This is a genomic window from Pseudomonas sp. NY15435, assembly GCF_048068295.1.
GTDB lineage: Bacteria > Pseudomonadota > Gammaproteobacteria > Pseudomonadales > Pseudomonadaceae > Pseudomonas.
This window is the reverse complement of the sequence record NZ_JBLUQA010000004.1, coordinates 216,576-241,490: the sequence shown is the minus strand read 5'-3', so window position 1 is coordinate 241,490 and position 24,915 is coordinate 216,576. Positions and strand designations below refer to the sequence as shown.

Sequence of the window (24,915 nt, the reverse complement as noted above, 5' to 3'; positions counted from 1 at the left end):
CCATGAGTAGTCAAGACATCTACGCCCGCTCCGCCACGACCTTGCCGTCACCCTCGGTGCGGCACGAACAGGAAGTGGCCAAGCTGATCGACGTGTCCAAGTGCATCGGTTGCAAGGCCTGCCAGGTCGCCTGTTCGGAATGGAACGAGCTGCGCGACGAGGTGGGCCACAACCACGGCACCTACGACAATCCGATCGACCTCACGGACCAGTCCTGGACGGTCATGCGCTTCACCGAGCATGAGAACCCCAACGGCAACCTCGAATGGTTGATCCGCAAGGACGGTTGCATGCACTGCGAGGAGCCCGGCTGCCTGAAGGCCTGCCCGAGCCCCGGGGCGATCGTGAAGTACGCCAACGGCATCGTCGACTTCAACCAGGACCACTGCATCGGCTGCGGCTACTGCATCACCGGTTGCCCGTTCAACATCCCGCGCATCTCGCAGAAGGACCACAAGGCGTACAAGTGCACCCTGTGTTCCGACCGCGTGGCGGTGGGCATGGAGCCAGCCTGCGTGAAGACCTGCCCGACCGGCGCCATCGTCTTCGGTACCAAGGAGGACATGAAGGAGCACGCCGCCGAACGCATCGAGGACCTGAAATCCCGCGGCTTCGAGCACGCCGGCCTGTATGACCCCGAAGGTGTGGGCGGCACGCATGTCATGTACGTGCTGCACCACAACGACCAGCCCTCGCTGTACGCCGGCCTGCCCGACAAGCCGGCGATCAGCCCGATGGTCAGCCTGTGGAAAGGCCTCACCAAACCGCTGGGCCTGCTGGCCATGGCGGGCGTGGTGCTGGCCGGGTTCTTCCACTACACCCGCATCGGCCCCAACCGGGTCGAGGAGGACGAGGAAGACGGACCCGACCCGCAGGCGCCGGTGCACAAGGTCGACCCTTCGGTGCATGACTATGATCCGCGCAATCCACGCTGATCGCCCTCGCCATACTGCTCCCTCTCCCTTCAGGGAGAGGGCTGGGGAGAGGGTGCTTGCAAGCTCTCCCAGGAGCCGAGCATGAAAAAAGATATCCAGCGTTACAACGCCAACGAACGGAGCAACCACTGGATGGTGGCCATTCTGTTCTTCCTCGCCGGCCTCTCGGGGCTGGCGCTGTTCCACCCAGCCATGTTCTGGCTGACCAACCTGTTCGGCGGCGGCCCGTGGACACGCATTCTTCACCCCTTCCTCGGGTTGGCGATGTTCCTGTTCTTCCTTGGCCTTGTGATCCGCTTCGCCCATCACAACCTGGTGGAAAAGCGTGACGTGCAGTGGCTCAAGCAATGGCGTGACGTGGTCACCAACCGCGAGGAAAACCTCCCGGAAGTCGGCCGCTACAACGCCGGGCAGAAGCTGCTGTTCTGGACCCTGCTGCTGTGCATGCTGGTGCTGCTGTTGACGGGCATCGTGATGTGGCGGGCCTACTTCAGCCACTGGTTCGGCATCGACATCATCCGCATCGCCTCGCTGCTGCATGCCTTCGCCGCCTTCGTGCTCATCTGCAGCATCCTGGTGCACATCTACGCCGGCATCTGGGTGAAGGGTTCCATGGGCGCCATGCTCTACGGCTGGGTCAGCCGAGGCTGGGCGCGCAAGCACCATGCGGGGTGGCTCAAGGATGTAGACAAGGGCAAGGGCCACTGACGCTCAACGTAATCGCCGGCTGACGCCAGTGCACCAGCCGGCACGAATCATCCCCTCTCCCTTCAGGGAGAGGGTCAGGGAGAGGGGCTTTCACAGCACCGCTCCGAACCCAACAAGGAGTCCTGCGTGTCAGGCCGAATTCTCGAACCCGGGCAGATCGAAGCTGCCGCAAACATCCCGCCGCTGTTCAACCTGCCGCCCTATGACCTGTTCTCACACCGCGCTGCGCGTCTGCGCGAACTGGCACCGGGCAATCCCCTGCAGGGCTACCTCGAACTGATCGCTGGCGTCTGTGATGCCCAGCAGGCGCTGCTGGACTGCAAACTGTTCCTGCCCTCGCCGGACGCCGCCGCCCTGGCGCGCAGCCGCGAGCACCGGATGCCGCCGCTGGCCTACGAAGTGCTGGTACGTGAAGGCGCGTGGCTGCCGCTGCTGGACGCCTTCCTCGACGCTTACGAGCAGACCGCCAACCCGGCGGTGGTCGAAGCGCTGAAGACTCTGCGCAACGCCGATTCCGGCCAGCGCAAGGCGTGGGCGCTGGGCCTGCTCAACGGCCAGTTCGACCTGCTGCCGCCAGCGCTGGTACCTTTCCTCGGCGCCGTACTGCAGGTCGCCTTCAGCCAATGGCTGCTGCAGCTGCCCGACGACACCCTGGTGGAGACCGACAGCCAGACCCTCTGCCCAGCCTGTGGCGCTCCGCCGGTGGCGGGGCTGATCCGCAGCCAGGGCAAGCACGCCGGGCTGCGCTACCTGTCCTGCTCGCTGTGTTCGTGCGAATGGCACTACGTGCGTGTGAAGTGCAGCCACTGCGCCGAGAGCAAGGGCCTGGCCTACTACTCGCTGCAGCGCGAAGGCGTGCCCAGCGACCAGGCGCCGCTCAAGGCCGAGACCTGCCCCGGCTGCCAGTCCTACCTCAAGCAGTTCTACCTGCAGCACGACAAGCACGCCGAGGCCCAGGCGGACGACCTGGCCAGCCTCGCGCTGGACATCCGCCTCGCCGAGGACGGCTACCTGCGCAGCGCACCGAACCTGCTGCTGGCGCCCGGAGGCTCCTCGTAGAGCGTACAAGGCTCCGCCTTGTTCGCCGCTTCGCCTCGGCATCCATGCGCTCCGGGTTCAACCTCGGCGCGGATAGGGGCCGAGGTGCGTCGGCGTATAACCGCGAACGGTTATACGCCCTACACTGACTCCAGCCATCGACTCTCCCACAAGGTTCGTCCATGACCTCGGTACGCCTGCCCTCCATCGACCGCCTGCTGCGCAGCCCGGCCTGTCAGCCGCTGCAGCAGCGTTACGGCCGCGAAGCCCTGCTCAAGACCCTGCGCGACCTGCTCGACGAGCTGCGCGAACCCGTGCGCCACGGCCAGCTGGCCGCCGTCGAACTGGAAGAGAGCGTGCTCGCCGGCCGCGCTGGCGAGCGTCTCGCCGCGCACCACGCCAGCCGCGTACGCCGGGTGTTCAACCTCACCGGCACCGTGCTGCATACCAACCTTGGCCGCGCCTTGCTGCCCGAGGAAGCCATCGAAGCAATCACGCTGGCCGCGCGCTACCCGCTCAACCTTGAATTCGATCTGGCCACCGGCAAGCGTGGCGACCGCGACGACCTCATTACCGGGCTGATCCGTGAGCTGACCGGCGCCGAAGCGGTCACCGTGGTCAACAACAACGCCGCCGCCGTCCTTCTGGCGCTCAACAGCCTGGGCGCGCGCAAGGAGGGCATCATCTCCCGCGGCGAGCTGATCGAGATTGGCGGCGCCTTCCGCATCCCCGACATCATGTCCCGCGCCGGCGTGAAGCTGGTCGAGGTCGGCACCACCAACCGCACCCACGTCAAGGACTACGAAGCCGTGATCGGCCCGCGTTCCGGCCTGCTGATGCGCGTGCACACCAGCAACTACAGCGTGCAGGGTTTCACTGCCAGCGTGCCGACGCCGCAACTGGCACAGATCGCTCACGCCCACGGCCTGCCGCTGCTGGAGGACCTGGGCAGCGGTACCCTGGTCGACCTCACCCGCTGGGGCCTGCCCAAGGAGCCCACCGTGCAGGAAGCCCTGCGCGACGGCGCCGACATCGTCACCTTCAGCGGCGACAAGCTGCTTGGCGGCCCCCAGGCCGGATTGATCCTCGGTAGCAAGGAACTGATCGGACGAATCAAGAAAAACCCGCTCAAGCGCGCCCTGCGCGTGGACAAGCTGACCCTTGCTGCGCTGGAGGCCGTGCTCAATCTCTACCGCGACCCGGACCGCCTGGCCGAGCGCCTGACCAGCCTGCGCCTGCTCAGTCGCCCGCAGGCCGATATCCGAACTCAGGCGCAACGTCTTGCGCCAGCGTTCGCCACGCTGCTCGGCGAAGGCTGGAGCGTCAGCGCCGAGGATGCCCTGGGCATGATCGGCAGCGGCGCCCAGCCGGTCGCACGCCTGCCCAGCGCCGCGCTGTGCCTGCGCCCGAACCAGCCCAAGCGTCAACGCGGCCGTGCCCTGCTGGACCTGGAGGAACGCCTGCGCTGCCTGCCGATCCCGGTGCTCGGCCGCATCGACGATGATGCGCTCTGGCTTGACCTGCGCCAGCTCGATGACGAGCCCGGCTTCGTCGCTCAACTGCCGCTGCTGGCCGAGGGCGACGCGTGATAGTCGGAACTGCCGGGCACATCGATCACGGCAAGACCTCGCTGCTGCGCGCCCTGACCGGCGTGGAAGGCGACCGCCGGCCCGCTGAACGCGAGCGCGGCATCACCATCGATCTGGGTTACGTCTACGCCGACCTGGGAGACGGCGCGCTCACCGGTTTCATCGATGTGCCGGGCCACGAGCGCTTCGTCCACAACATGCTCGCCGGCGCCAGCGGCATCGACCTGGTGTTGCTGGTGGTGGCTGCAGACGACGGGGTGATGCCGCAGACCCGCGAGCACCTCGCCATTGTCGAGTTGTTGGGTATCCGCCGCGCCATCGTTGCCCTGACCAAGGTCGACCGCGTGCTCTCCGAACGGGTCGAGCAGGCCACAGGTGAGCTGCAGGCGCTGCTGGCCGAAGGGCCGCTGGCGGGCGCACCGATCATCCCGGTGTCCAGCAGCAACGGCGAAGGCATCGACATCCTTCGTGAAGCCTTGTCCAAGGCCGCTCTCGAGACGTGTGAACAGGTCGCCGAAGGTGGTTTTCGGCTGGCGGTGGATCGTGCCTTCAGCGTCAGCGGGGCCGGTGTCGTCGTCACTGGAACTGCCTTCGCCGGCAGCCTCCAGGTCGGTGATGAGTTGCTGCTGGGAGCTGCTGGGCGCCGCGTTCGTGTGCGCGGCCTGCACGCACAGAACCGCGAAGCGCAGCAGGCCCACGCCGGCCAGCGCGTAGCGGTAAACATCGCTGGCGAGCGCCTGAGCCTTGAACAGATTCACCGGGGCGACTGGCTGATCGACCCCACACTCCATGCCCCCACCACGCGCATCGATATCGAACTGGACCTGTTGCCCGGCGAAACCCGTGCCTTTGCCCACTGGACGCCGGTGCATGTCCACCTGGGCGCACAGGATGTCACCGGTCGTGTCGCGCTGCTCGAAGGCGAGCGCCTGCCACCCGGCGAACGCACTTTCGCGCAGCTCGTCCTGAACGCGCCAAGCCATGCCGTGCATGGCGACCGTCTGGTACTACGCGACCAGTCTGCGCAGCGCACCCTTGGCGGCGGCCGCGTGCTCGACCCGTTCGCCCCCGCGCGCAACCGGCGCAGTCCTGAGCGTCTGGAGCAGCTGCGCGCCCTGCAGGGCGACGATCTCGAAAGCGCCTTGCCGACCCTGTTGGCCCACGCCAGCAACGGCCTTGATCCCGCGCTGCTGGCGCGCCAGTTCAACCGCCCTCGTGCGGGCTGGCAGTTGCCTGGTGAGCTGGTCGAAATCAATACCCGGCTCGGCACGCGACTGTTCGCCGCCGAGCGCTGGTCCGCGCTGCAGCAGCAACTGCTCGATGCCCTGCAGCGCTTCCACAGCGAGGCGCCCGACGAGCTCGGCCCTGACCGTGATCGTCTGCGCCGCTACGCATTCTCGCCACTCGAACGGCCGGTCTTCATTGCGCTGCTGGAAAGCCTGCTGGCGGCAGGGCGGGTCGACAGCAGCGGTCCCTGGCTGCACCTGCCCGACCACCGTGTGCAACTGGGCGAAGCCGACGAGAAACTGCGTCAGCGCCTCTGGCCCTTGCTGCTGGCTGGCGCCTTCGATCCACCCTGGGTGCGCGACCTCGCCCGTGAACTGAGCGTGGAGGAGGGTGACGTACGTCTGCTGTTACGCAAACTCGCCCGCCTGGGCCAGCTGCACCAGGTGGTGAAGGACCTGTTCTACCCCGAACAGACCCTGCGCCAACTCGCCGGCCATGCCCTGCACCTGCATGACGAGGCTGGCATCATCCGCGCCGCTGCCTTCCGCGACCGCATCGGCATCGGCCGCAAGCGCTGCATCCAGTTACTGGAGTACTTCGACCGTATCGGCTTCACCCGTCGCTTCGGCAATGAGCGGCGGATCAGGGGTGATTCGGCATTGGCGCGGACCGCGTCGGAAGATGCTTCCTGACTACTGGTCGGACGCGGATTTCGCGGAACGGGGGAATCGCCTACAGTGATCAAGGTATATATGAGGTATATACCTTTTAATCACCAGGTGATTTCTCCATGAGCAAAGAAGCCGTATTCACCATGAAGCTGGAACCCGAATTGCGCGCCGAGTTCATGGCTGCCGCCGAGGCGGCTCATCGCCCTGCGTCTCAGGTCATGCGCGAACTGATGCGCGATTTCATACGTCAACAGCGCCAGGCTCAGGATTACGATGAGTATCTGCAGACCAAGGTCGAGGCGGGGCGGGCTTCGATGGCAGCGGGAGACGGGCGCTCAGACGAAGAAGTCGAAGCGGCTTTTGCGGCACTTCGATTGAGGGCAACCGAGCGTAAATGAAGGTTTTCTGGACGCGAGATGCTCAGCAGGATCGTTTCGATATCTGGGAATACCTCGCCTCCGAAAATCCGGACGCTGCCGCGCAGATGGACACCCTTTTCAGCGCAACCGCCGCCAAACTCAAGCGCTTCCCGATGATGGGCAAGCCCGGCCAGATTCCCGGCACGCGCGAACTGATTCCCCACGAGAGCTACCGGCTCGTCTATCAGATCGAAGCCGACGTTCTGTGGGTTCTCGCGCTGGTGCACACAGCCAGGATGTGGCCGCCGTTGAGCGATGTTTGACGTGATCAGAAGTGGGCCGAATTGATGATGCCCAAGTCTTGCTCGCAACCGCTGAAGAAACTTTCTGAACTACCCATCCCCACGCCGCTCGATAGCCCTGTTCACTACCGGGGAGTGGGTCCAATGAGTTACTGGCTGATTCTGTTACTCATCGCCGTCACCCTGATCGCTGTCGTGCTGGATCTGGGCAAGCGCTAGCGCTGCGGCAACACCTGGTCGACCCGTTGCACGAGGTATCCGTAGAACGGGTTGGAGGTCACCCGCTGGAACAGGTCCAGCCCGACGATCAGCACGCCGCGTTCGCCGCGGGGCGTCAGGGTGCCCAGGTGGATGCCGTAGTCTTCTGCGGTATTCGGGTGCTGGCCGTAGAGCGCGTCGTCGGGTGGGAAGGGTAGCGCCACGTGGGACAGGGAAAACAGGTCCGCCGGGTAGCTGGCGGCCAGCGGCTGGCGCTCCTGTCGCTGGCTACGGGCGGGGGTGTGCAGGGCTGCCGCCTGACTGTCCTGCGGGCTGTTGGATATCACCGTCAGGGCGTAATTGCGCTCTCGCTCCGGCAATAGGCGGTCGCCGAGGGTGGCCATTTCCGGGCGCAGGAGCGGGCCGTAATTCAGCGAGCGGTTGAGGTCGAACAACACCAGTTCGCTACCGTTGTCTGGCAGGCGGTCATAGAGGTTGCTGATCACCGCAGGGGTGCTGACGGTGCTGTCGGCGAGGGACTGGAACGTGAGGACCGGTGGCAGGCGGGCGAGGCTGCCACTGCGGCTGGCGCTCTCCAGGCTGGCCTGCACGGCGTCGGTCAACTCCACCGTCTGGCGCGCCGCCGCAATGGGGAAGGAGTTGTACTTGAACGGGTTGAACTCCGGCAGGACGCTCAGCCAGGCCGCCTTGGCAAAGGCCGGCAGGAGCGCCGGCAAGCCGGCCAGGCCGGCGAACTGGGCGTAGCGGGTGACGCCGATCATGGGCGAGATCAGGACCAACTGCCTGGGCATCGCGAGGCTCGGGTCGGCAAGTGCATCCAGGCTGTACTTCATCGCCAGCGCGCCGCCATTGGAGAAGCCCACCATCACCATCGGTGCGCCTTTGGGCAGTTGCGCAGTGGCCTCGCGTACGGCCAGCCGGGTGGCGGCCATCCAGTCTTCCCAGTCCGCGTCGGTCAGCCCGGCCGGCACGGTGCCGTGGCCCGGCATGCGGATCGCGATCACCACGAAGCCCTGTTGTCGCAGGTGCTCGCCCAGGTGGCGCAGGCTGTAGGGCGAGTCGGTCAATCCGTGCAGCAGCACCGCCGCGCCGCGCACCTCGCCGTCTGGGCGCATCTCGTAGGAACGGTTCCAGTCGGTGGCGAAGTGGCCGGGGTAGACCTCGCTACGGTCGAAGTAGCGGTTGTAGGCGACGCGCTCGAAGGGTTGCAGGCTGGCAGCCATCTCCTTGCGCATGGACTGCATCAGCTTGTCTTCGGCGGCCAGGTAACCAGCCCAGTCGGTGCGGTCGATCGCGCCGCTGTGCAGGTCGTTCGGCACCCAGGTGTGCCAGGGCTCCAGCGGCGGAATGTTGCGCAGCGCGGCGACCCGCAGTCCCAACGCCAGCACGGCAATGGCGAGGATGAGGATGACCAGCCAGAGCAGGGCTCGGGTGAGTTTCGCGTTCAGCATGGAATTCCCTTGGCAACGTGCGGGACAAGCATAGAGCCCCGGCGCCGCAAAGTCCGTTCACGGATCAAATGGCCGAGGCCGCCTCGATATACGCGGGGTTGCCGATACCGACCTGGGCCCAGACCGGACGTGTCTCGTTGCCCTGGCGGTCGTACTGCTCGTCCGCGTCCCACAGCGTGAGAATCTGCCCGGGGAAGAGGTATTCGTTGTCCGTGTATTCGTGCACACCGGAACCGTCAGCTGCTGCGACCAGCGCGAACAGCTCGCCGGCCGCCAGGGAAAATACGTCCACGCCCTGGTAGCGGGCCAGATAGTGCTCGCTCTGGGAGATGCCGATGAACCAGATGAAGCCCTGCTCATCGCATTCGGTCTGGATCGCCGCCTGGCAGAAGTAGTCCGTGGGCCCGTTGGACGATTCCAGTACAAAACCGATGGCAGCCAGCGCGTCCCGCGCCATGGAGCGTGTGTCGCCGAGACAGACCGGGCCAATGCCCTGGCGCGGCGAAATATCGAGGATGGGTAGAGTGGGCTTCATGCCGTGGAGATTCCAGGTGACTGCTAGCGAGGTTAGAACACCGGTTGCCAGTCTGCCGACCTTATTCTGGCCAATAAATGGCTATCTAATGTCATTTGGCCGCGAGCGTGCTCTGAGTTGTTCGACAGTTGTCTGGTGATCTGGCCGCCACTGCGGCATCGCTGCGCTGGCATCCATCATGGCAATAGTGGCAACATCCGGGCTCCCGCACTCGCCGCTGCATTCGCGCATCCGGCCTCTGACCAGGGAAGGCAATCACGCCCGGTGGCGTGGCCGGGCTTCAAACCCGGTGGGGGACGGCAGCCGTTCCTGGGTGAGTTCGACTCTCACTGCCTTCCGCCAATTCCCCCGTCTACAGCCCGCGTGGCTCTAGGCTTCCAGCTCAGCCCGGGAAGGCGCTTCGACGTCGGTGTCGAAGAAGTGTCGAAGCACGTTCAGTGCCTTTCGGTCTCGCCAGCCTGCATCCAGGATGGGATGTCGTTCATGCCGTGCAGCACGCGCCACACATCGATGTGATCGTCGCGCTCGACGTAGAACACCAGGTAGGGATAGCGCTTGAGCGGCCAGCAATGCAGCCCCGGCAAATCCAGCTCATGGGCATAGCGGGATGAACCGCTGGCAGGGTGACGGGCTATATGGGCGTATGCCTTTTCCAGGGCATCGACAAACCCCAGAGCAGCCTGTTCGGCGCCTTCGCTGAGGTAGTAATCGACAGCCGCTTCAACGTCCTGATTGGCGAGTACACGCGGAATGACTGGCTTCGCCTTCATCCACGAGCCTTACGCACCCGCGTGCGGAGCGATTCGAAGTAATCACTGTCAGCAGGTGCCGCAGGCATCGACTCGGCTCCGGCGATCAGCAGGCCCCGCAGACGCTGACGGTCCTGGTCCTTGCGAATCAGTTCGCGCACGTACTCGCTGCTGGTGCCGTAACCACGCTGGCTGACCTGCTCATCGACAAAGCTCTTGAGCGTATCCGGCAGGGAAATGTTCATCGTGCTCATGGGACCAGTCTCTCGGGAATGGCAAAATTTGCCAAAACATACTAGCACTCGTGTTCCTCCCCAGTATCGAGCAGGTGACGAAAGTCCCTGATCGACCCCTGCGTCAGCACATCGAGCAGATGGTCCGGCGCGAGGTGCGCATAACGCATGGTCATGTTCAGCGAGGCGTGGCCGAGCACCCGCTGCAAGGCCAGGATGTTCCCGCCGTTCATCATTTAGTGGCTCGCGAAGGTGTGACGCAGCACATGCGTTAGCGTGTTCAGCCAATGGCGAGGCCTTTACGGCGCCGCCACTCATCCACCACCGCACCCATGTCCGCTGGCGCGCCGCTGCGTATCCAGGCCATGAAGGCGCGGTCGAAATGGAAGTTGTCGCCGCAGTGCCGGGTCATGAAGCGGCGGACGTTCTGGGTGTTGCGGTAGTCGGCATCCAGCGGGGTCTGCCGGGTGATCGGGTCGCTGTGCCAGTCGAAGGCCATGGCGTCCATTCCTGTGCCTTGGGGAGTTGCCGTTATAGCGCACTCGGCAGCCGCTGGCGCGGTCTGCCGAGGTGTTGCGGCGTCACTGGCCCCACATCATCCGCTGTTGCTGCGCCGAATAATCGTCGCTTTGCAGGCGCACGCGGGTGGGCTGGCGTTCGAGGTTGTCTTCGCCGAAGGATTCGCGCACGGGCGATTCGATGGCACCGAAGTGGTTGTAGTGCGGGGCGTCGGCGCAGCCGACCAGGGTGACGCAGGCGAAGGTGACCACGGAGAGCTTGAGCATGGGACTTCCTCCTGAGGGGAGCCCCGAGCTTCGGCCGGATGGATTAACGGCGGATTAACAAGCAGACCCTTCAGCGGCTGTCCGGCCCCTGGATTTCGCCGCCATGGGCTGCGTCGCCGTCGCGGTGGTGCTCCGGCGGGTTGAGCGCGCGCCCCAGTATCTGCGCAACGACTTCGTCCTTGCCTTCGGTATAGGCGTCGCGGTCGGTGGGGAAGCGCTGTGCCAGTTCATGCTTTATCCCGGCGTAGAGACTGGCATCCTCGGGATGGTTGCGCAGCCAGTCGCGGAACAGCAGGCGGCGCGAGGCTTCGTTCAGGTCCATGACGTGGACGTGGTGGGTGCGCCGGCTGCCTAGCGGCGGCATGCCTTTGACGAAGAACATCCGCGTGGTGTCGGGGTTCTCTGCCCAGTACTGATAGCCCAGCCCCTGCAGCGGTTCGATCAGGCGGTGCGGGTCGCTGCCCGGCGGCGGCAGCAGGAGGATGTCGATGATCGGCTTGGCGTCCAGCCCCGGCACGGCGGTGCTGCCGATGTGTTCGATGCCCAGGCCGGGGAGGTCGGCTGCCTGGGCGATGGCGGCCGCTTCTTCGGCGAAGCGTTGCGGCCAGAGGGGATCGGCGGTGACGACTTCGATGCGGTCTTCTTCGGCGTTGCTCCAGCGCTGGCCGTCGAATTCGGGGGCTTGCGAGGTCATGCGGATAGCTCCAGCGGCAGGCAGTAGGCAAGGGTTGGAGGGGAGTCCCGCGAAAGGAGTTCAGGTAAACCTGCAGGAGCGCCACGGCGACCATCGCGGGCATGCCCCGCTCCTGCAGGTGCTGGCCGATCAATCCAGCACGTTATGCAGCACTTCGTAGATGACGCCGGTGGCGATGGTCACCAGCAGCAGGTCGGTGCCGGCCTGCTGCCATTCGTAGCCGTCGTAGTGGGGCAGGCGGCCGACCAGGCGGCCGTCGAGTTTCTTGGCGATCCCGGGCGGCAACGGCTTGCCGCGCGCAAGGTTCTTCTGGATGCCGGGCGGCAGCGCCGCGCCCGGGTTCCAGTAGTTGCGGTTGTCGTTGAGGATGACCTGAACGCCGCCGATGTCGATGCTCGGGCCGCCTTGCCAGTTGTTGCCCTGATTGCCGTGCTGGCCGCCCTTGTCGTGTCCCTTGTTCTTGCCCGGATCAGCCAGCAGCAGATGGCTGGCGCCCAGCAGTGCGATGCCGAGGATGGCTGCCAGCAGAGGGTTGAGTCTGGACATGTCGGTGTTGCCTCCGGGGTGAGAGATCCTATGTTGCCAGCGTAGCCGCTACCGCGTCATTTGGGCGGCGATCGAGTTGGCACCGGCGTGCTGGCATTTCGTCGGCAGGCTGCGAACCACGGGGGCTGCAGCCAGTCATACAGGTATCTCAACCCCCCGCCTCTGGAGGCGATAACAAGATGAAAAAGTCCCTGGTTGTTGCAGTAGCCTGTGCATTCGCACTCGGCACGACAGCCTTGCTGCCCGCCGACCTCTCGCCGATCGGTTCGGTCTATGCCAAAGGTAATGGCGGCGGCGGTGGTGGAAACGGTGGCGGCAATGGTGGTGGTAACGGCGGCGGTCACGGCGGCGGTCACGGCGGTGGTAACGGTGGTAGCCATGGTGGCGGCAAGGGCGGCCCCGGCGGTAATCACGGCAGCAACAGCAATGGCGCGAACGATGGCGGCGAGCATGCCGGCAAGGCTACCCGTGATCATGGCCTGAGCGGCAATCACTACGGCAGCTCCAAGAACGACAGCAAGGGCCACGGCCAGACGACTTCCTCGGTGGCGCATTCCAAGGACACCCGTGGCCTGTCCAAGGCGACGGCGATTTCCGACACGACGCCGGGTACCCACAACACCAAAGGCCTGGACAACGCCGGCGACAACTCCAGCAAACACGACGACGATTGATACACCCCGCGGCCAGGGACGGCCGCCATCCTTCACTGCACCGGGAAGTCGAAGTAGGTCTTCGGATAAGGCTCGGCCTTCAGGGTGTAGTGCCACCATTCGGCGCTGTAGGGCTCGAAGCCATGCCGCAGCATGGCCTGGCGCAACGTCTCGCGATTGCGCGTCTGCTGCACGCTGACCAGCGCGGTGCCGTGATGGGAGATGGGCCCGAAGAAGTCGAACGGGCTACCCATGTCCAACTCTTCCCCGGTCGCTGAATCCACCAGCGTGAGATCGACAGTGCTGCCGCGCGAGTGCCCGGAATGCTTGGCGATATAGCCGTCGCGGAATAGGGCGGGTTTGTCCAGGTCAGGGTAGTAGCGGGCCTTCTGCCGGATGTCCTGCGGGTCGGCGGCCCAGCGGCGGAAGTCATTCACCGCGCGTTGCGGGCGGTAGCCGTCGAAGATTTTCAGCGCCAGGCCGCTCAGGGCGACGTCCTTCTCCACCGCTGCCAGGGCCGTGGCGGCTTCGCGGGTGAGGATGATCCGCGGCTTCAGATAACCATCGATGGGCTCGCCGACGAAGTTGTCGTCGCCGGCGTAGCGCACGTCATAGCGCGCGGATTCCAGCAACTGATCGAGATAGACGAAACCGTCCTGCGGCGGCTGGTCGGCGCGCAGCGCCGGGCTGATGAACAGGCCGAGCAGCAGCGCGATGCCCAGGCCTGCCCGGTTCATGGGCGCAGGGCCTGGACGCCGTCGTCGTCGGGGTCGAAGTCATCCAGATGCATTCGGCGGGCAAACGCTTCCAGTGCAGCGTCGCCTTGCAGGAAACGGCCACGGGCGACGGCCCAGTCGTCGGGCTTCAGGCGCACCATCCAGCCCTCGCCGTAGCAATCCTGGTTGATCAGCCCCGGTCGGCGCACCACGGCTTCGTTACTGGCGAGGACGGTGCCGTCCAGCGGGCTGCGCGCGGACGACGCAGCCTTGGCGAATTCCACCACGCCGAAGCTGCGGTCGCAGTCGATGTGCCAGCCGTCGCGCTTGGGGGTGAAGGCGAAGATCTGTCCGTACACCGCGCAACCGTAGGCGGTGAGCCCGAGCGTGACGGCGCCGCCTTCCTCCTCACGCAGCCAGAGGTTGTAGTCGGGGGCGTAGAGCAGGTCATCGGGGAACTCCAGGCCGTGCAGCTTCACAGCGTCAGCACCCGGTCGTATTCGAGGATCATGCGTGCCAGTTCGCCACCGCTGGCGATCTCGTCGACTTCCTCGATCAGCCGGCTTTCGTCGATGGCCACGCCCGGTGCGCGGCACATCAGCAGGCGTGCGCCGGCTTCCTTGGCTTGCTGGATGAAGTGGCTGATCGGCTCGCCATCTTCGGCGGCGTAGAGAGTATCGGCGATGTCCTGGAAGGCCAGGCGCGTGCCTTCGCCGCTGAGGAACAGGGTGACCTTCGCGTCCATGCATGCCAGCAGCGTGGCGGTGTAGAAGGGCGCGGCGCAGCGCGCCGGGGTGCTCGGGCCGCTGCTGACGATGATCAGCACACGCTGGGGCTCAGGCGTGGACAAGGGCTTTCTCCAGTTGGACCAGGGCGATGCGCCGTCCTTGCGGATCAGCACGCTCGACAATGCCCTGCGGCTTGTAGCCCAGGCGTGCGTAGAGCAGCAGGCCGGCGGCATTGGCGTTGAAGCAGGACACTTTCATGACCTGCGCCTTGTACTGGTCGCGGGCGAGATTCTCCATGACCTCGATCAGGTACTGCGCCACGCCGTGCCGTCGCGCCCAGGGCGCGACCATCATGTTGCCCAGCGCGCAGAATTCGCCGGGTTGCCACTGGTAGAAGTTGGCGAAGCCGGCGACGCGGCCATCGAGCAGGGCCACCGTGCTGCCACGCCGTTCGGCTATTGCGGCGGCGAGCTGGCCGATGGTCAGTGGCCAGCTCGCCTTGGGGTAGCAGTAGAAGAGTTCGTCGGCGTCCTGGGGGAAGCCCACTACCTCGCCGAGATCATCGGCGAGGGCGAGGCGGTGCTGCAGGGCGGGTCGGTTCACGTGCTCTCCAGACTCAGTGCGGCGGGTACTGGGCGATGATTTTCTGCACCGTCTCGCGGATCGCCGCTTCGCGCTCGGCGGGCGTAGGCGGACTGCTGCGCATGATCTGCTCGCCGCTGCCGCGCCAGACCAGCTTGCCGTCCTTGCCGTCGAACATGTCGACCTGGATGGTCGCGACCTTGTAGGTCACGGTGCGGCTCTCGGCCATGGGCGGTGGGCCCCAGTAGCCTCCCCAGTAACCGCCCCAGTAGCCGCCGCTGTAGGTGGTGACCTGGTCCTGGCGCTGGTCGACGATCAGATAGGCGCGCAGCTTGACGTCGCCAGGGTTGCCGCCCTGCGCCTGGCGCAGACCGCGCTGGTCGAACTCGCCGGTCACGGCGTCGCTGATGCGTTGTTCGGTGAGGTCGCTCTTGATGCGCGGGTCATCCGGGCGGTATTCGAAAGCCGGTTGCGCCCAGCTCCAGGTCAGGTAGCGGGAGAAGTCGCGGGTGGTGTCGTAGTCGCGACTGACGCTGGTGGTTTCGCAGGCAGCGAGGCCAAGCATCAGGCCCAGTAACAGTAAACGGCGGATCATGGTTGGATTACTCCTGACAGAGCTTTCATCCAAGCGCAGAGTCCGCGCAAAGGCAAGCGGCAGAGGGGCTGCGCGTGGTCGCAGGAGATGTCCGGGCGGCAACTTTTCCGGCCAGCCGGCAGTCAACCCGGCGGGTAACCGTCCATGGCCTTGCGCGTGGCTTCGCGCAGTGCGCGGGCCTGGTCGCTCTGGTTGCTGCCACCCTCATACTCGGCGCTGCCGCTCCAGACCTGCTGGTTACTGCGCGCGTCGAACAGGGTGATGTGCACCACGCTGACGGTGACGACGTAGGTACGAGTAACCGGGTAGGACGCGCCGTAGCCGCCGTACCAGGGATCGTTCCAACGGCTGTAGCCGCCGTTGTAGTAATCGGTGGTTTGTCGTGTGCGCTGTTCGCTGGAGAGCTGTGCACTGACGGTCAGGTCCGCTGGGGCATTCGAGCGTGCCGGGCGCAGGCCGCGCTGATCGAGGGCTTCACTGACGGCGTCCTGCAAGGGGCCGCCGAAACTGGCGCCGTTGGCCCAGCTCCACGAGCGGTACTGGCCGTAGTCCAGTGGCGGCGCGGGATAGCTGCCAGGGTCGAGTCCCGGGTTGGCAGCCTGCGCGGGGGCGGGCGGGATCGGCAGCGAAGTATTGCTGTAGGGATTCGGGCTCTGGCACGCGGCCAGGGCGGCGAACAGCGGCAGGATCAACAGATAACGCGGCATGACGGACTCCCGCACGCTCACTTCAACGGGCGTGCGCAGTGGCAACTATGCACCTAATCCTGCGGCCGGCACAGCCAGTGCAGGTAGCGGCCGAGGCCGGCGAAAGCAGGATGTCGACGGTATTGCAGTTCCATCTCCACCAGGTCCAGCGGTTCGGCCTTGTGCTGGAACTCCACCGGCATGTAGTCGTGGAATACCCGCACGCCGCTGCGCGCCTCGATGCTCCAGTGGTCTGCCATGGCAGCTTCGAGCATGCGCGGGTCGAGCGGCTCCTGCGGGGTAAGGCTCTGCCCTTCGCCGGAAAAACGATTCTTGCGCAGCTTGCGGAAGTGGCCCTTGAGCAGGTTGCGGTAGATCAGTGCATCGCGGTTGTAGAAGGCCAGGGACAGCCAGCCATCGGCACGGGTCAGCTGGTGCAGCACGGGGAGGATGGCGAGCGGCTCGGCCAGCCATTCCAGCACGGCGTGGCAGATCACCAGGTCGTAGGGCTCGTTGAGCTGACCGAGCAGGTCCTGCCAGGGTGCCTCGATGAAGGTAGCTTGCAGGCCGGCTTCCTCGAAGCGCTGGCGCGCGCCTTCGAGCATCGGCGCGGCGGGTTCGGCGAGGGTGACGTCGTGACCGCGCCCGGCCAGCCACAGCGACATGTGGCCCAGGCCCGCGCCGATATCCAGCACGCGCAGCGGGCGGTCAGGCAGGGCTTCGGCGAGGTCGGCCTGGAGCACCGCGAGGCGGATCGCGCCCTTGGCGCCGCCGTAGATCTTTTCGGCAAAGCGCGTGGCCAGTTCGTCGAAATGGCGGTCGCCGGTCTTCGGGGAGTCGCTCACTTGGCGCCTCCTTCGATGAAGCGCCGTTCGCTGTCGGCCAGTTTGGCGAGCACCGCCTGCTCCATGTCGATGCCCAGTTCCGCGCACATCAGCAGCAGGTAAAGGACGATGTCACCGACTTCCTGCCCGGCGTGGGCGAGTTTTTCCGCTGGCAGCTGCCGCGATTCGTCCTCGCGCAGCCACTGGAAGATTTCCACCAGCTCGGCCATTTCCACACTGGCCGCCATGGCCAGGTTCTTCGGGCTGTGGAAGCGACTCCAGTCGTTGTGGTCGCGGATGGCGTGCAGGCGCGCGGTGATGGCTTCGAGGTTCATGCAGATGGGGCTCCAACGTGAGCCCCATAGCTTCAAGCCTGGCGCGTCAAACGTCCAGCGGGCTCCAGCTGCCGGCCATGTGCGGCAGGTCGTCCTTGCCGCGCAGGCTGAATTGCCCGGAGGGCGCTGGCTCACTGGCCAGCAGGTTGACCTGCGACGGCAGCAGCACCGGCTTCTGGAAGCGCACGTCGACCCGATAGCCGGCCATCGGCAGGCGCTCGCCCAGGGCAGCCAGGCTGCGCGCCTTGTTCCACAGGCCGTGGGCGATGGCGCGGGGGAAGCCGAACAGTTTGGCGCTGGCGGCAGACAGGTGGATCGGGTTGTAGTCGCCGGCTACACGGGCGTAGCGTCGGCCGATATCCGCCGGGCAGTTCCAGGCGTCGATCTGCTCCAGTGGCAACTCGGCCAGTTCTTCGCGCGCCGGCGGTGTGCCGTCCAGGCGCATCCCGCGGAACAGGATGCGGCTGTCGCCTTCCCAGAGCAGCCCGAGCTGGTCGTGGAGCTGGGTGATGATGCTGAAGGTCACGCCTTTCTCGTGGGGCTGCAGATCGGCCACGCGCACGCTGACGTTGAACGGCCCCAGCCCGCCCAGGGGCCGCAACACGCTGATACGGTTTTCCAGGTGGACCAGGCCCAGCAGCGGGAAGGGGAAGTTCGCGTCGGTCAGCAGTCCCATCTGCAGGCCGAAGGCGAGGATGTGTGGATAAGTCGGCGGCAGCAGGTGGTTGTCGGCGAAGCCGCAGACCTTGCGATAGCGCTCCAGATGCTTCGGATCGACCGTGACCGGACAGCGCAGGCCGCGGGTCGGCAGGCTGCGACCACGCACGCCGCGGCGCACGGCGGCGCGGGCGAAGAGGCCGGTGAGGGCGGGTGGAGCGGACAGGTCAAGCCAATCGCGGGGCATCGGGTATCTCCTGAGGGGCAAAAGGGGCTGCTGACGTTTCGGCGCGAGCCGCGTTGCTGCGTCAAATCACGCCAGGCTAGACGCGGGGCGACGGTAATGGCGTTCCCTTGCCTAGCCCCGCAACGACGCATGGCGTGATTTGCCGCGCAACCCGAAGGGACGGGCCGCATTTTGCGCAGAGCGTCGTTACTCGTCGTTCATTTGGGATGAACCACACTCCTCGCGCCTAGCCCTGCGCAAAATGCGGCGCCGTCGCGGCCGTGCCGAAGCGTCAGCAGCCCCTTATCAGCTTAGCCGCCGCTCAGGCGTGGGCATTGGCCGTGGCAACTCGGCGCGCGGCAGGCAAGTCAATGTGACCGTCCAATTGCTCGGATATTTCCCTCAACCTGCTTTCTGATTCTCTTGAGGGGCGATGGAAAAGCTGCCTAAGATGGGCCCGCCTCATGGATAACTAGAAAAAAACACCATGCGTGATCTGACCGACGATGTGGCGCTGATGCGCCCGGTGATCGACGCCCTGCGCGCCAGCGGTACCGACCCCGACCGCGTGCTGGCCCGCGTCGGCCTGCCAGCCGGCAGCCTGCCTGCCGGACGATTCCCCCACAGCGCACAGAACCTGTTCTGGAAAGCGGCCGCCGAAGAGTGCGGCGAAGAGCACGTCGGCCTTTACCTGGCCGGCCACCTGCCCGCGTTCCATGGCCTGCTGCTGGAATACCTGTTCCTGTCCAGCGCCACCTTCGGGGAAGGCCTGCGCCATGCCCTGCGCTACGTGCGCCTGCTCTCCGACACGCTCAATGCCCGTCTGGAAGTGGAGGGTGAGAAAGCCGTCCTGCTGCTTGGCCATACCGCCGGAACCAACCGGCACTTCCCCGAGATGCTGGCCGGCGCAGTGGTTCGCCTGTTCCACGCGCTGACCGAGGGCGATTTCAAGCCCCACGAAGTACAACTGATGCACGAAGAGGGGGCGCCCGCCGCGCGCTACCGCGAGGTCTACGGCTGCCCGGCCGTGCTGGGCGCCGAGCGCTATGCGCTGATCTTCGACGCCGCCGTGCTGGACAAGGCCTCGCGACATGCCGCCCCCGAGCTGCTGCGCATGCACGAATCACTGGCGCGCCGGCAACTGGCGGAAGTCGAACGGCTGGACCTGGTGCGCAAGGTGCGCGAGCTGATCGGTGTACTGCTGGTGGATGGCGGCGCGACGCTGGAGCAGGTCGCTGCCCGTCTGGACATGCCGGCCCGCCGCCTGCGCGAACGCCTGGCCATGGCTGGGGTGCGCTTCAACGATCTGGTGACCGACTACCGCTGCCGCCTGGCCAAGGAGCTGCTGCTCAAGACTGACGAGCGCATCGAAGTGATTGTCGAGCGTACCGGCTTCTCCGAGCCGAGCACCTTCTACCGCGCCTTCAAGCGCTGGGTTGGCGAGACGCCGGTGGAATTCCGCCGCCGCGGCCGGCCGCAGCCGCCAGCGGAGTGATCGAACCCTTTCGAGCTCGCCTCTGGCTAGGCTTTGCCGGTCAATTTCCGCCAAGGTATGTCCGATGCAAAGCCGAATCCGCCAGACCCTGCTGCTGTCCTCCGTCCTGCTGCTGATTGCTCAGCACGCAGGGGCGGGAGAAATGGGCGAGACGGCCTTCGCTCGTCTGGACCGCGATGGCAGCGGCTTCATCGAGGCCGAAGACCTGTCTGCCATGCGCGTGCGCATGTTCCATCGGCTGGACCGCAACCAGGACGGCCTGCTGACGCGTGAGGAAGTGACGCCGCCCAACCCCAGCGTGCAGGTTTCTCCCAACGCCATCGCCTGGCCGGACCGTGACGGTGACGGCAAGGTCAGCCAGGCGGAATTCATGACCCAGGAACCGGCGCTGATCGTGCGTGCCGATCGCGATGGCGATCATCGGGTGAGTGCGCAGGAGTTTCGTGAATTGGTGGCGGCGCGGGGCTGACCTTTTGCCCTGGCTCGTTCAACGGCTTGTCGGCCAGAGTGCGGATAAAGTCCATTCCCTCCGAGGTGTTTCTCTGCGCCCGTTAACCCTCTCCCCCGCCCTCTCCCCGAAGGGAGAGGGAGCCGTTCGGCGTTTTCGGTTAGCACGGAAGTTCGCCTGGCACTGCACAGTCCCCTCTCCCTTCAGGGAGAGGGTTAGGGAGAGGGGACTCCCAGGCACAGCCTGTCAGAGAAATACCGTTGCTACTGCAGGGGAAACGCGATCAGGCCCCCAGCAGGCTCTGCCCACACACCCGCAGCACCTGCCCGCTCACCGCGCCGGAGCCCGGCTGGGAGAACCAGGCCACCGCTTCGGCGACGTCCTGCGGCAGGCCGCCCTGGCCCATGGAGTTCATGCGCCGACCGGCTTCACGGATTGTCAGCGGGATGGCAGCGGTCATCTGCGTCTCGATGAAGCCCGGCGCAACCGCGTTGATGCTGATGCCTTTCTTGCCCAGCGCTGGCGCCCAGGCCTGCGCCAGGCCGATCAGGCCGGCCTTGCTCACCGCGTAGTTGGTCTGGCCCATGTTGCCGGCGATGCCACTGATGGAGGCAAGCAGCACCACGCGGCCGTCGTCGTGCAGCTTGCCGGCGTCCAGCAGCGCCTGGGTCAGCACCTGCGGGGCTTTCAGATTCACGTCGATCACCGAGTTCCAGAACACCTCGCTCATCTTGGCGACGGTCTTGTCGCGAGTGATGCCGGCGTTGTGCACCACGATGTCGACGCCATCGGGTAGCGCCTCGACCAACTGCGCACCGGCGTCGGTGGCGCAGATGTCCAGCGCCACGCCACGGCCACCCAGGCGCGCGGCGAGCGCGTCGAGAGCCTCCTTGGCCGGCGGCACGTCCAGCAGGACTACCTCGGCGCCGTCACGGGCAAGGGTTTCGGCAATCGCCGCGCCAATGCCGCGGGCGGCGCCGGTCACCAGCGCGCGCTTGCCTACCAGCGGACGGCTCCAGTCCTGCACCTGCTGGGCGTAGGCGGACAGGCGCACGACCTGCCCGGACACATACGCGCTCTTGGGCGAGAGGAAGAAGCGCAGCGCGCCTTCGAGCTGGTCTTCCGCACCCTTGCCGACATACACCAACTGCACGTTGCCGCCCCGGCGGATTTCCTTGCCCAGGGAGCGGCTGAAGCCTTCCAGGCTGCGCTGCACGCTGGCAGCGATGGGGTCTTTGATCGACTCCGGCGCGCGGCCGAGGATCACCACGTGCGGGCATTTATCCAGACCCTTGAGTGCGCCCTGGAAGAAGGTGCGCAGCTCCAGGGTCTGCTCGAAACGGGTCAGGCCGCTGGCGTCGAAGACGATCGCCTTGAGCTTTGGGCCGTGCTCGGCGGTCCAGCGCGGCAGGCCATACTGGCCGTCGGCGAAGGCGAAGGCGAAGATGGAGTCGGTCAGACGCTCGGCGAACGGCAGCACGGCCTCGTTCAGGTTGCCCTCGCCACCGAGCAGCAACGCTCCGTCCACCGGCCGCGTGCGCCCGGCGCTCCAGCGCTCCAGGCGAACCGGCGCGGGCAGGCCGAGGGCGCCGACCAGGCGGCGGCCGACGTTGGAGTTGGCGAAGGCGATGTAGCGATCGGTCATGGAACGGGCTCCTGAACGGATTCTCTAAAGTGCTGACCACTCTACGCAGGCACGGGTTCGACGCAATTGACCGCGCTGACCTGCGCAACGGCGGGGCGGCCAATGCGACACAAGCGGCTAAGGTTAGCCTTGACCGCACTTTAACGCCCATCCACCCAGGAGCCTTGCATGACCCAATTGCGCCGGGTCGCCATCGTCGGCGGCAACCGTATTCCCTTCGCCCGCTCCAATACCGTGTACGCGACGGCGAGCAACCAGGAGATGCTGACCTCCGCGCTGGACGGCCTGATCGAGCGCTACAAGCTGCACGGTTTACGCCTGGGCGAAGTGGTCGCAGGCGCCGTGCTCAAGCATTCGCGCGACTTCAACCTGACCCGCGAATGCGTGCTGGGCACGCGCCTGGCACCGGAAACCCCGGCCTATGACATCCAGCAGGCCTGCGGCACCGGCCTGGAGGCGGCGATCCTGGTGGCCAACAAGATCGCCCTCGGGCAGATCGACTGCGGCATCGCCGGCGGCGTGGACACCACCTCCGACGCGCCCATCGGCGTCAACGAAGGGCTGCGCAAGATCCTGCTGGAGGCCAACCGCGGCAAGTCCAACGGCGAGAAGATCAAGAGCCTGCTGAAGATTCGCCCGCGCCACCTGATGCCGCACATCCCGAAGAACGGCGAGCCTCGCACCGGGCTGTCGATGGGCGAGCACTGCGAGCTGATGGCGCAGACCTGGGCCATCCCGCGCGATGAGCAGGACAAGCTGGCTTTCGAGAGCCACCACAAGTTGGCCGCCGCCTACGACGAGGGTTGGCAGAACGACCTGATGACGCCGTTCCGTGGCCTGGTGCGCGACCAGAACCTGCGCCCGGACATCAACCTGGAGAAGATCGGCACCCTCAAGCCGGTGTTCGAGCGCGGCTCGCGCGGCACTCTGACGGCGGCCAACTCCACACCGCTGACCGACGGCGCCTCGGTGGTGCTGCTGACCAGTGAGGAGTGGGCGAAGGAGCGCGGCCTGCCGATCCTGGCGTACTTCAAGGACGGCGAAGCGGCGGCAGTGGATTTCGTCGGTGGCCACGAGGGCCTGCTGATGGCGCCGGTCTACGCGGTGCCGCGCCTGCTGGCGCGCAACGGCCTGACCCTGCAGGACTTCGATTTCTACGAGATCCACGAAGCCTTCGCCGCCCAGGTGCTGTGCACGCTCAAGGCCTGGGAGGACGCAGACTACTGCAAGACCCGCCTCGGCCTCGACGCGCCGCTGGGCTCCATCGACCGCAGCAAGCTCAACGTCAAGGGCAGCTCGCTGGCCGCCGGCCACCCATTCGCCGCCACTGGCGGGCGCATTGTCGCCAACCTGGCCAAGCTGCTGGATGGTGCTGGAAAGGGGCGTGGACTGATTTCGATTTGCGCGGCAGGTGGTCAGGGTGTGACCGCAATCGTCGAACGGTAATCCAATACAACGGGGCGGCCCTCTTCGCCGCCCCGCGATGTAGCAACTCCGTGACTTCAGGCGGCACCGCGCGAGCGGCGCCGCCTTTTTTTATCCTACGAAACTGCGAGGGGGCTGTAGGAGCGAGCTTGCTCGCGAACACCGGTTACGCCGAAGTTCGGGCTGTTCGCGAGCAAGCTCGCTCCTACAGAAAGCCGGCGAGCGGGCCTCGCCAGGTCGCTTCCGTAGGAGAGAGTCTTCCCCCTGCAATTCCCTTCTAGAAAAGGCCCTCAGCCGCCCTGCAACATCGCCGGATGCACGCGCCGCGAGAACGGCGTGGAGAGCACCAGCGAGGTCTTGCTGGTGCCGAACTGGGCGAGGCGGTCGATCAGCTCTTCCAGTTCCTGGGTGCAACTGACCGCCACCTTGAGCATCACGCAGGCCTCGCCGGTGATGCGGTAGCAGTCGATGATCTGCGGAATTTCCAGCAGCGGGTCGAGCATGCTCTTGCTGCGATGGTCGTTCAGGCGCATCTCGATCAGGCACTGGATGGAACGCCCCATCTTCGACAGGTCTACGCTGGCGTGGTAGCCGGTGATGACGCCGTCTGCCTCCAGGCGCGCCACGCGATCAGCCACCGCCGGCGGGGAGAGATTGATGCGACGGGCCAGTTCGGCGAAGGACAGGCGGCCGTCTTCCAGCAGGGCAGCGAGCAGGGCACGGTCGTATTTGTCCATCGGTTCCACCTTGGCATTCTGGTCAAAACAGATTCAACGGAGAAAAACCGGAAAATCCATCGATTGAAAAGTGTTACGCCGCTATTGGCGTTGTCTGTGCCTTATCGGCACGGGGTTGCCTGCATAAAATGAATCGCCCCGCCTGCCTTGTCGAGCCCTCCCATGACTACGATGCCCATGCCCAGAGCCCGCGTCTCCCTGACCCTGATCGCCGCCTTTTTCGCCCTCTACTTCATCTGGGGCTCGACTTACCTGGTGATCCGCATCGGTGTCGAATCCTGGCCGCCGATGCTGATGGCCGGGTGCCGTTTCATCATCGCCGGCACTCTTCTGTTCGCCTGGATGCTCTGGCGCGGCGCGCCGCTGCCCACGTTCAAGCAATGCCTGTCGGCAGGCGCCATTGGCATCCTCCTGCTCAGCTGCGGAAATGGCGGGGTGACGGTGGCCGAGCACTGGGGCGTGGCCTCGGGTGTGGCGGCGCTGGCGGTGGCAACCGTGCCGCTGTTCACCCTGGTGTTCGGGCGCTTTTTCGGTAACCGCACCAATGCCCTGGAATGGGCGGGCATCGCTTTGGGCCTGTTCGGCATCGTGCTGCTCAACCTCGGCTCGAACCTGCAGGGCAGCCCGGCAGGCGCGGCGCTGATTCTCTTTGCGGCGGCGACCTGGGCCTTCGGTTCGGTGTGGAGCCGGCGCCTGGACCTGCCCGCCGGCGCCATGGCCAGTGCGGTGGAAATGCTGGTGGGCGGTGGCGTGCTGCTGTTGGGCAGCCTGCTCAGTGGCGAGCGCATGGAGCAAATGCCGACCGCCGCCGGCTGGGGCGCGCTGGCCTACCTGGTGGTGTTCGGTTCGATCATCGCCTTCAGCGCCTACATGTACCTGCTGGCCAATGTGCGCCCGGCGGCGGCCACCAGCTACGCCTACGTCAACCCGGCGGTGGCGGTGATGCTCGGCGTGGTGTTCGCCGGCGAGCACATCGGCCTGGCGGAGTCCCTGGCGATGGCGGTGATCATCAGTGCGGTGGTGCTGATCGGCCTGCCGCAGTGGCGGCGCAGCCCCGCGAACTGATCCTGGAACGAAAAGCGCCCGCCCACAGGAGACTGTCGGCAGGCGCTGTCTTTTCCG

Annotated in this window: 31 protein-coding genes, 1 tRNA gene and 1 pseudogene; 13 read left to right on the top strand and 20 right to left on the bottom strand. The window is 65.9% G+C overall.

Annotated features, from left to right (window positions below; translation table 11 throughout):
• The first annotated feature begins 2 nt into the window (after nucleotides 1-2).
• The 7 genes from fdxH to ACNFH5_RS11365 all read left to right on the top strand — a co-directional run bounded on the left by fdxH (nucleotide 3) and on the right by ACNFH5_RS11365 (nucleotide 6,850).
• Nucleotides 3-935, top strand: coding sequence for a formate dehydrogenase subunit beta (fdxH, locus tag ACNFH5_RS11395; RefSeq protein WP_416746023.1), 933 nt, complete (start codon nucleotides 3-5; stop codon nucleotides 933-935).
• 81 nt (nucleotides 936-1,016) lie between these two features.
• Nucleotides 1,017-1,643, top strand: a complete 627-nt coding sequence (locus tag ACNFH5_RS11390; protein WP_416746021.1) for a formate dehydrogenase subunit gamma — start codon at nucleotides 1,017-1,019, stop codon at nucleotides 1,641-1,643.
• 126 nt (nucleotides 1,644-1,769) lie between these two features.
• The gene (gene fdhE / locus ACNFH5_RS11385) at nucleotides 1,770-2,702 is read left to right on the top strand and encodes a formate dehydrogenase accessory protein FdhE (RefSeq protein WP_416746019.1); all 933 of its coding nucleotides are present in this window, start codon (nucleotides 1,770-1,772) and stop codon (nucleotides 2,700-2,702) included.
• A 161-nt stretch (nucleotides 2,703-2,863) separates the two neighbouring features.
• Nucleotides 2,864-4,270 (top strand): L-seryl-tRNA(Sec) selenium transferase, encoded by a 1,407-nt coding sequence (gene selA / locus ACNFH5_RS11380; protein ID WP_416746017.1) that lies wholly within the window; start codon nucleotides 2,864-2,866, stop codon nucleotides 4,268-4,270.
• Complete coding sequence (selB, locus tag ACNFH5_RS11375) at nucleotides 4,267-6,189, top strand: selenocysteine-specific translation elongation factor (RefSeq protein WP_416746015.1); 1,923 nt, start codon at nucleotides 4,267-4,269, stop codon at nucleotides 6,187-6,189. The genes selA and selB overlap by 4 nt, the downstream gene beginning before the upstream one ends.
• A gap of 98 nt (nucleotides 6,190-6,287) precedes the next feature.
• The gene (locus ACNFH5_RS11370) at nucleotides 6,288-6,566 is read left to right on the top strand and encodes an antitoxin of toxin-antitoxin stability system (RefSeq protein ID WP_416746013.1); all 279 of its coding nucleotides are present in this window, start codon (nucleotides 6,288-6,290) and stop codon (nucleotides 6,564-6,566) included.
• Nucleotides 6,563-6,850 (top strand): type II toxin-antitoxin system RelE/ParE family toxin, encoded by a 288-nt coding sequence (locus tag ACNFH5_RS11365; RefSeq protein ID WP_416746011.1) that lies wholly within the window; start codon nucleotides 6,563-6,565, stop codon nucleotides 6,848-6,850. The genes ACNFH5_RS11370 and ACNFH5_RS11365 overlap by 4 nt, the downstream gene beginning before the upstream one ends.
• 194 nt (nucleotides 6,851-7,044) lie before the next feature.
• On the opposite strand, the gene ACNFH5_RS11360 is transcribed toward ACNFH5_RS11365, so the two are convergent.
• Entirely contained in the window at nucleotides 7,045-8,499 is a 1,455-nt protein-coding gene (locus tag ACNFH5_RS11360) for an alpha/beta hydrolase (RefSeq protein ID WP_416746009.1), read from the bottom strand.
• A 64-nt stretch (nucleotides 8,500-8,563) separates the two neighbouring features.
• A complete protein-coding gene (locus ACNFH5_RS11355; protein ID WP_416746007.1) occupies nucleotides 8,564-9,034 on the bottom strand; it encodes a hypothetical protein in 471 nt (156 codons plus the stop codon).
• A gap of 246 nt (nucleotides 9,035-9,280) precedes the next feature.
• On the opposite strand from ACNFH5_RS11355, the gene ACNFH5_RS11350 reads away from it, so the two are divergent.
• Nucleotides 9,281-9,376, top strand: a tRNA-Sec gene (locus tag ACNFH5_RS11350).
• Between the two features lie 92 nt (nucleotides 9,377-9,468).
• On the opposite strand, the gene ACNFH5_RS11345 is transcribed toward ACNFH5_RS11350, so the two are convergent.
• From ACNFH5_RS11345 to ACNFH5_RS11315, 7 genes and pseudogenes are all read right to left on the bottom strand, one after another.
• Nucleotides 9,469-9,804, bottom strand: a complete 336-nt coding sequence (locus ACNFH5_RS11345; protein ID WP_416746006.1) for a type II toxin-antitoxin system RelE/ParE family toxin — start codon at nucleotides 9,802-9,804, stop codon at nucleotides 9,469-9,471.
• On the bottom strand, nucleotides 9,801-10,037 hold the full coding sequence (locus ACNFH5_RS11340; protein ID WP_015479019.1) for a type II toxin-antitoxin system ParD family antitoxin: 237 nt from the start codon (nucleotides 10,035-10,037) through the stop codon (nucleotides 9,801-9,803). Before ACNFH5_RS11340 ends, ACNFH5_RS11345 begins: the two co-directional genes overlap by 4 nt.
• 41 nt (nucleotides 10,038-10,078) lie before the next feature.
• Nucleotides 10,079-10,288 (bottom strand): annotated as a pseudogene (locus ACNFH5_RS11335) (tyrosine-type recombinase/integrase); the annotation flags it as partial.
• 8 nt (nucleotides 10,289-10,296) lie between these two features.
• Nucleotides 10,297-10,515: a DUF6434 domain-containing protein gene (locus ACNFH5_RS11330; protein ID WP_416746003.1), complete on the bottom strand. Its 219-nt coding sequence runs from the start codon at nucleotides 10,513-10,515 to the stop codon at nucleotides 10,297-10,299.
• Between the two features lie 82 nt (nucleotides 10,516-10,597).
• Nucleotides 10,598-10,801: a hypothetical protein gene (locus tag ACNFH5_RS11325; RefSeq protein ID WP_017520627.1), complete on the bottom strand. Its 204-nt coding sequence runs from the start codon at nucleotides 10,799-10,801 to the stop codon at nucleotides 10,598-10,600.
• A 70-nt stretch (nucleotides 10,802-10,871) separates the two neighbouring features.
• Nucleotides 10,872-11,495: a GrpB family protein gene (locus ACNFH5_RS11320; protein WP_416746001.1), complete on the bottom strand. Its 624-nt coding sequence runs from the start codon at nucleotides 11,493-11,495 to the stop codon at nucleotides 10,872-10,874.
• Between the two features lie 129 nt (nucleotides 11,496-11,624).
• Nucleotides 11,625-12,041 (bottom strand): anti-virulence regulator CigR family protein, encoded by a 417-nt coding sequence (locus ACNFH5_RS11315; RefSeq protein WP_416745999.1) that lies wholly within the window; start codon nucleotides 12,039-12,041, stop codon nucleotides 11,625-11,627.
• 179 nt (nucleotides 12,042-12,220) lie between these two features.
• Between ACNFH5_RS11315 and ACNFH5_RS11310 the strand changes: the two genes are divergently transcribed.
• Nucleotides 12,221-12,715, top strand: a complete 495-nt coding sequence (locus ACNFH5_RS11310) for a hypothetical protein (protein WP_416745997.1) — start codon at nucleotides 12,221-12,223, stop codon at nucleotides 12,713-12,715.
• 32 nt (nucleotides 12,716-12,747) lie between these two features.
• Here the strand turns inward: ACNFH5_RS11310 and ACNFH5_RS11305 are convergent, their stop codons facing one another.
• The 9 genes from ACNFH5_RS11305 to ACNFH5_RS11265 form a co-directional block, all read right to left on the bottom strand.
• The gene (locus ACNFH5_RS11305; RefSeq protein WP_416745995.1) at nucleotides 12,748-13,431 is read right to left on the bottom strand and encodes a M15 family metallopeptidase; all 684 of its coding nucleotides are present in this window, start codon (nucleotides 13,429-13,431) and stop codon (nucleotides 12,748-12,750) included.
• Nucleotides 13,428-13,910, bottom strand: a complete 483-nt coding sequence (locus ACNFH5_RS11300; protein ID WP_416746447.1) for a glycine cleavage system protein H — start codon at nucleotides 13,908-13,910, stop codon at nucleotides 13,428-13,430. The genes ACNFH5_RS11305 and ACNFH5_RS11300 overlap by 4 nt, the downstream gene beginning before the upstream one ends.
• Nucleotides 13,886-14,260, bottom strand: a complete 375-nt coding sequence (locus tag ACNFH5_RS11295) for a DsrE family protein (RefSeq protein WP_081515751.1) — start codon at nucleotides 14,258-14,260, stop codon at nucleotides 13,886-13,888. The genes ACNFH5_RS11300 and ACNFH5_RS11295 overlap by 25 nt, the downstream gene beginning before the upstream one ends.
• Nucleotides 14,247-14,741, bottom strand: a complete 495-nt coding sequence (locus ACNFH5_RS11290) for a GNAT family N-acetyltransferase (RefSeq protein WP_416745993.1) — start codon at nucleotides 14,739-14,741, stop codon at nucleotides 14,247-14,249. The genes ACNFH5_RS11295 and ACNFH5_RS11290 overlap by 14 nt, the downstream gene beginning before the upstream one ends.
• 13 nt (nucleotides 14,742-14,754) lie before the next feature.
• A complete protein-coding gene (locus ACNFH5_RS11285) occupies nucleotides 14,755-15,315 on the bottom strand; it encodes a DUF4136 domain-containing protein (RefSeq protein ID WP_416745991.1) in 561 nt (186 codons plus the stop codon).
• A gap of 122 nt (nucleotides 15,316-15,437) precedes the next feature.
• Complete coding sequence (locus ACNFH5_RS11280) at nucleotides 15,438-16,022, bottom strand: DUF4136 domain-containing protein (protein ID WP_416745989.1); 585 nt, start codon at nucleotides 16,020-16,022, stop codon at nucleotides 15,438-15,440.
• 53 nt (nucleotides 16,023-16,075) lie between these two features.
• A complete protein-coding gene (locus ACNFH5_RS11275; protein WP_416745987.1) occupies nucleotides 16,076-16,846 on the bottom strand; it encodes a methyltransferase domain-containing protein in 771 nt (256 codons plus the stop codon).
• A complete protein-coding gene (locus ACNFH5_RS11270) occupies nucleotides 16,843-17,160 on the bottom strand; it encodes a nucleotide pyrophosphohydrolase (RefSeq protein WP_416745985.1) in 318 nt (105 codons plus the stop codon). The genes ACNFH5_RS11275 and ACNFH5_RS11270 overlap by 4 nt, the downstream gene beginning before the upstream one ends.
• 46 nt (nucleotides 17,161-17,206) lie before the next feature.
• A complete protein-coding gene (locus tag ACNFH5_RS11265; protein WP_416745983.1) occupies nucleotides 17,207-18,064 on the bottom strand; it encodes a MaoC family dehydratase in 858 nt (285 codons plus the stop codon).
• Between the two features lie 466 nt (nucleotides 18,065-18,530).
• On the opposite strand from ACNFH5_RS11265, the gene ACNFH5_RS11260 reads away from it, so the two are divergent.
• Nucleotides 18,531-19,538 (top strand): AraC family transcriptional regulator, encoded by a 1,008-nt coding sequence (locus ACNFH5_RS11260; RefSeq protein ID WP_416745981.1) that lies wholly within the window; start codon nucleotides 18,531-18,533, stop codon nucleotides 19,536-19,538.
• A gap of 64 nt (nucleotides 19,539-19,602) precedes the next feature.
• Complete coding sequence (locus ACNFH5_RS11255; protein WP_416745979.1) at nucleotides 19,603-20,007, top strand: EF-hand domain-containing protein; 405 nt, start codon at nucleotides 19,603-19,605, stop codon at nucleotides 20,005-20,007.
• 262 nt (nucleotides 20,008-20,269) lie between these two features.
• Here ACNFH5_RS11255 and ACNFH5_RS11250 read toward each other — a convergent pair whose 3' ends face one another.
• A complete protein-coding gene (locus ACNFH5_RS11250) occupies nucleotides 20,270-21,631 on the bottom strand; it encodes a 3-oxoacyl-ACP reductase (protein ID WP_416745977.1) in 1,362 nt (453 codons plus the stop codon).
• A 168-nt stretch (nucleotides 21,632-21,799) separates the two neighbouring features.
• On the opposite strand from ACNFH5_RS11250, the gene ACNFH5_RS11245 reads away from it, so the two are divergent.
• The gene (locus ACNFH5_RS11245; RefSeq protein WP_416745975.1) at nucleotides 21,800-23,077 is read left to right on the top strand and encodes an acetyl-CoA C-acetyltransferase; all 1,278 of its coding nucleotides are present in this window, start codon (nucleotides 21,800-21,802) and stop codon (nucleotides 23,075-23,077) included.
• Between the two features lie 269 nt (nucleotides 23,078-23,346).
• Here ACNFH5_RS11245 and ACNFH5_RS11240 read toward each other — a convergent pair whose 3' ends face one another.
• Entirely contained in the window at nucleotides 23,347-23,793 is a 447-nt protein-coding gene (locus tag ACNFH5_RS11240) for an Lrp/AsnC family transcriptional regulator (RefSeq protein ID WP_416745973.1), read from the bottom strand.
• A gap of 171 nt (nucleotides 23,794-23,964) precedes the next feature.
• Here ACNFH5_RS11240 and yedA point away from each other — a divergent pair, with 171 nt between their 5' ends.
• Nucleotides 23,965-24,858 (top strand): drug/metabolite exporter YedA, encoded by an 894-nt coding sequence (yedA, locus tag ACNFH5_RS11235; RefSeq protein ID WP_416746445.1) that lies wholly within the window; start codon nucleotides 23,965-23,967, stop codon nucleotides 24,856-24,858.
• Nucleotides 24,859-24,915 lie beyond the last annotated feature (57 nt).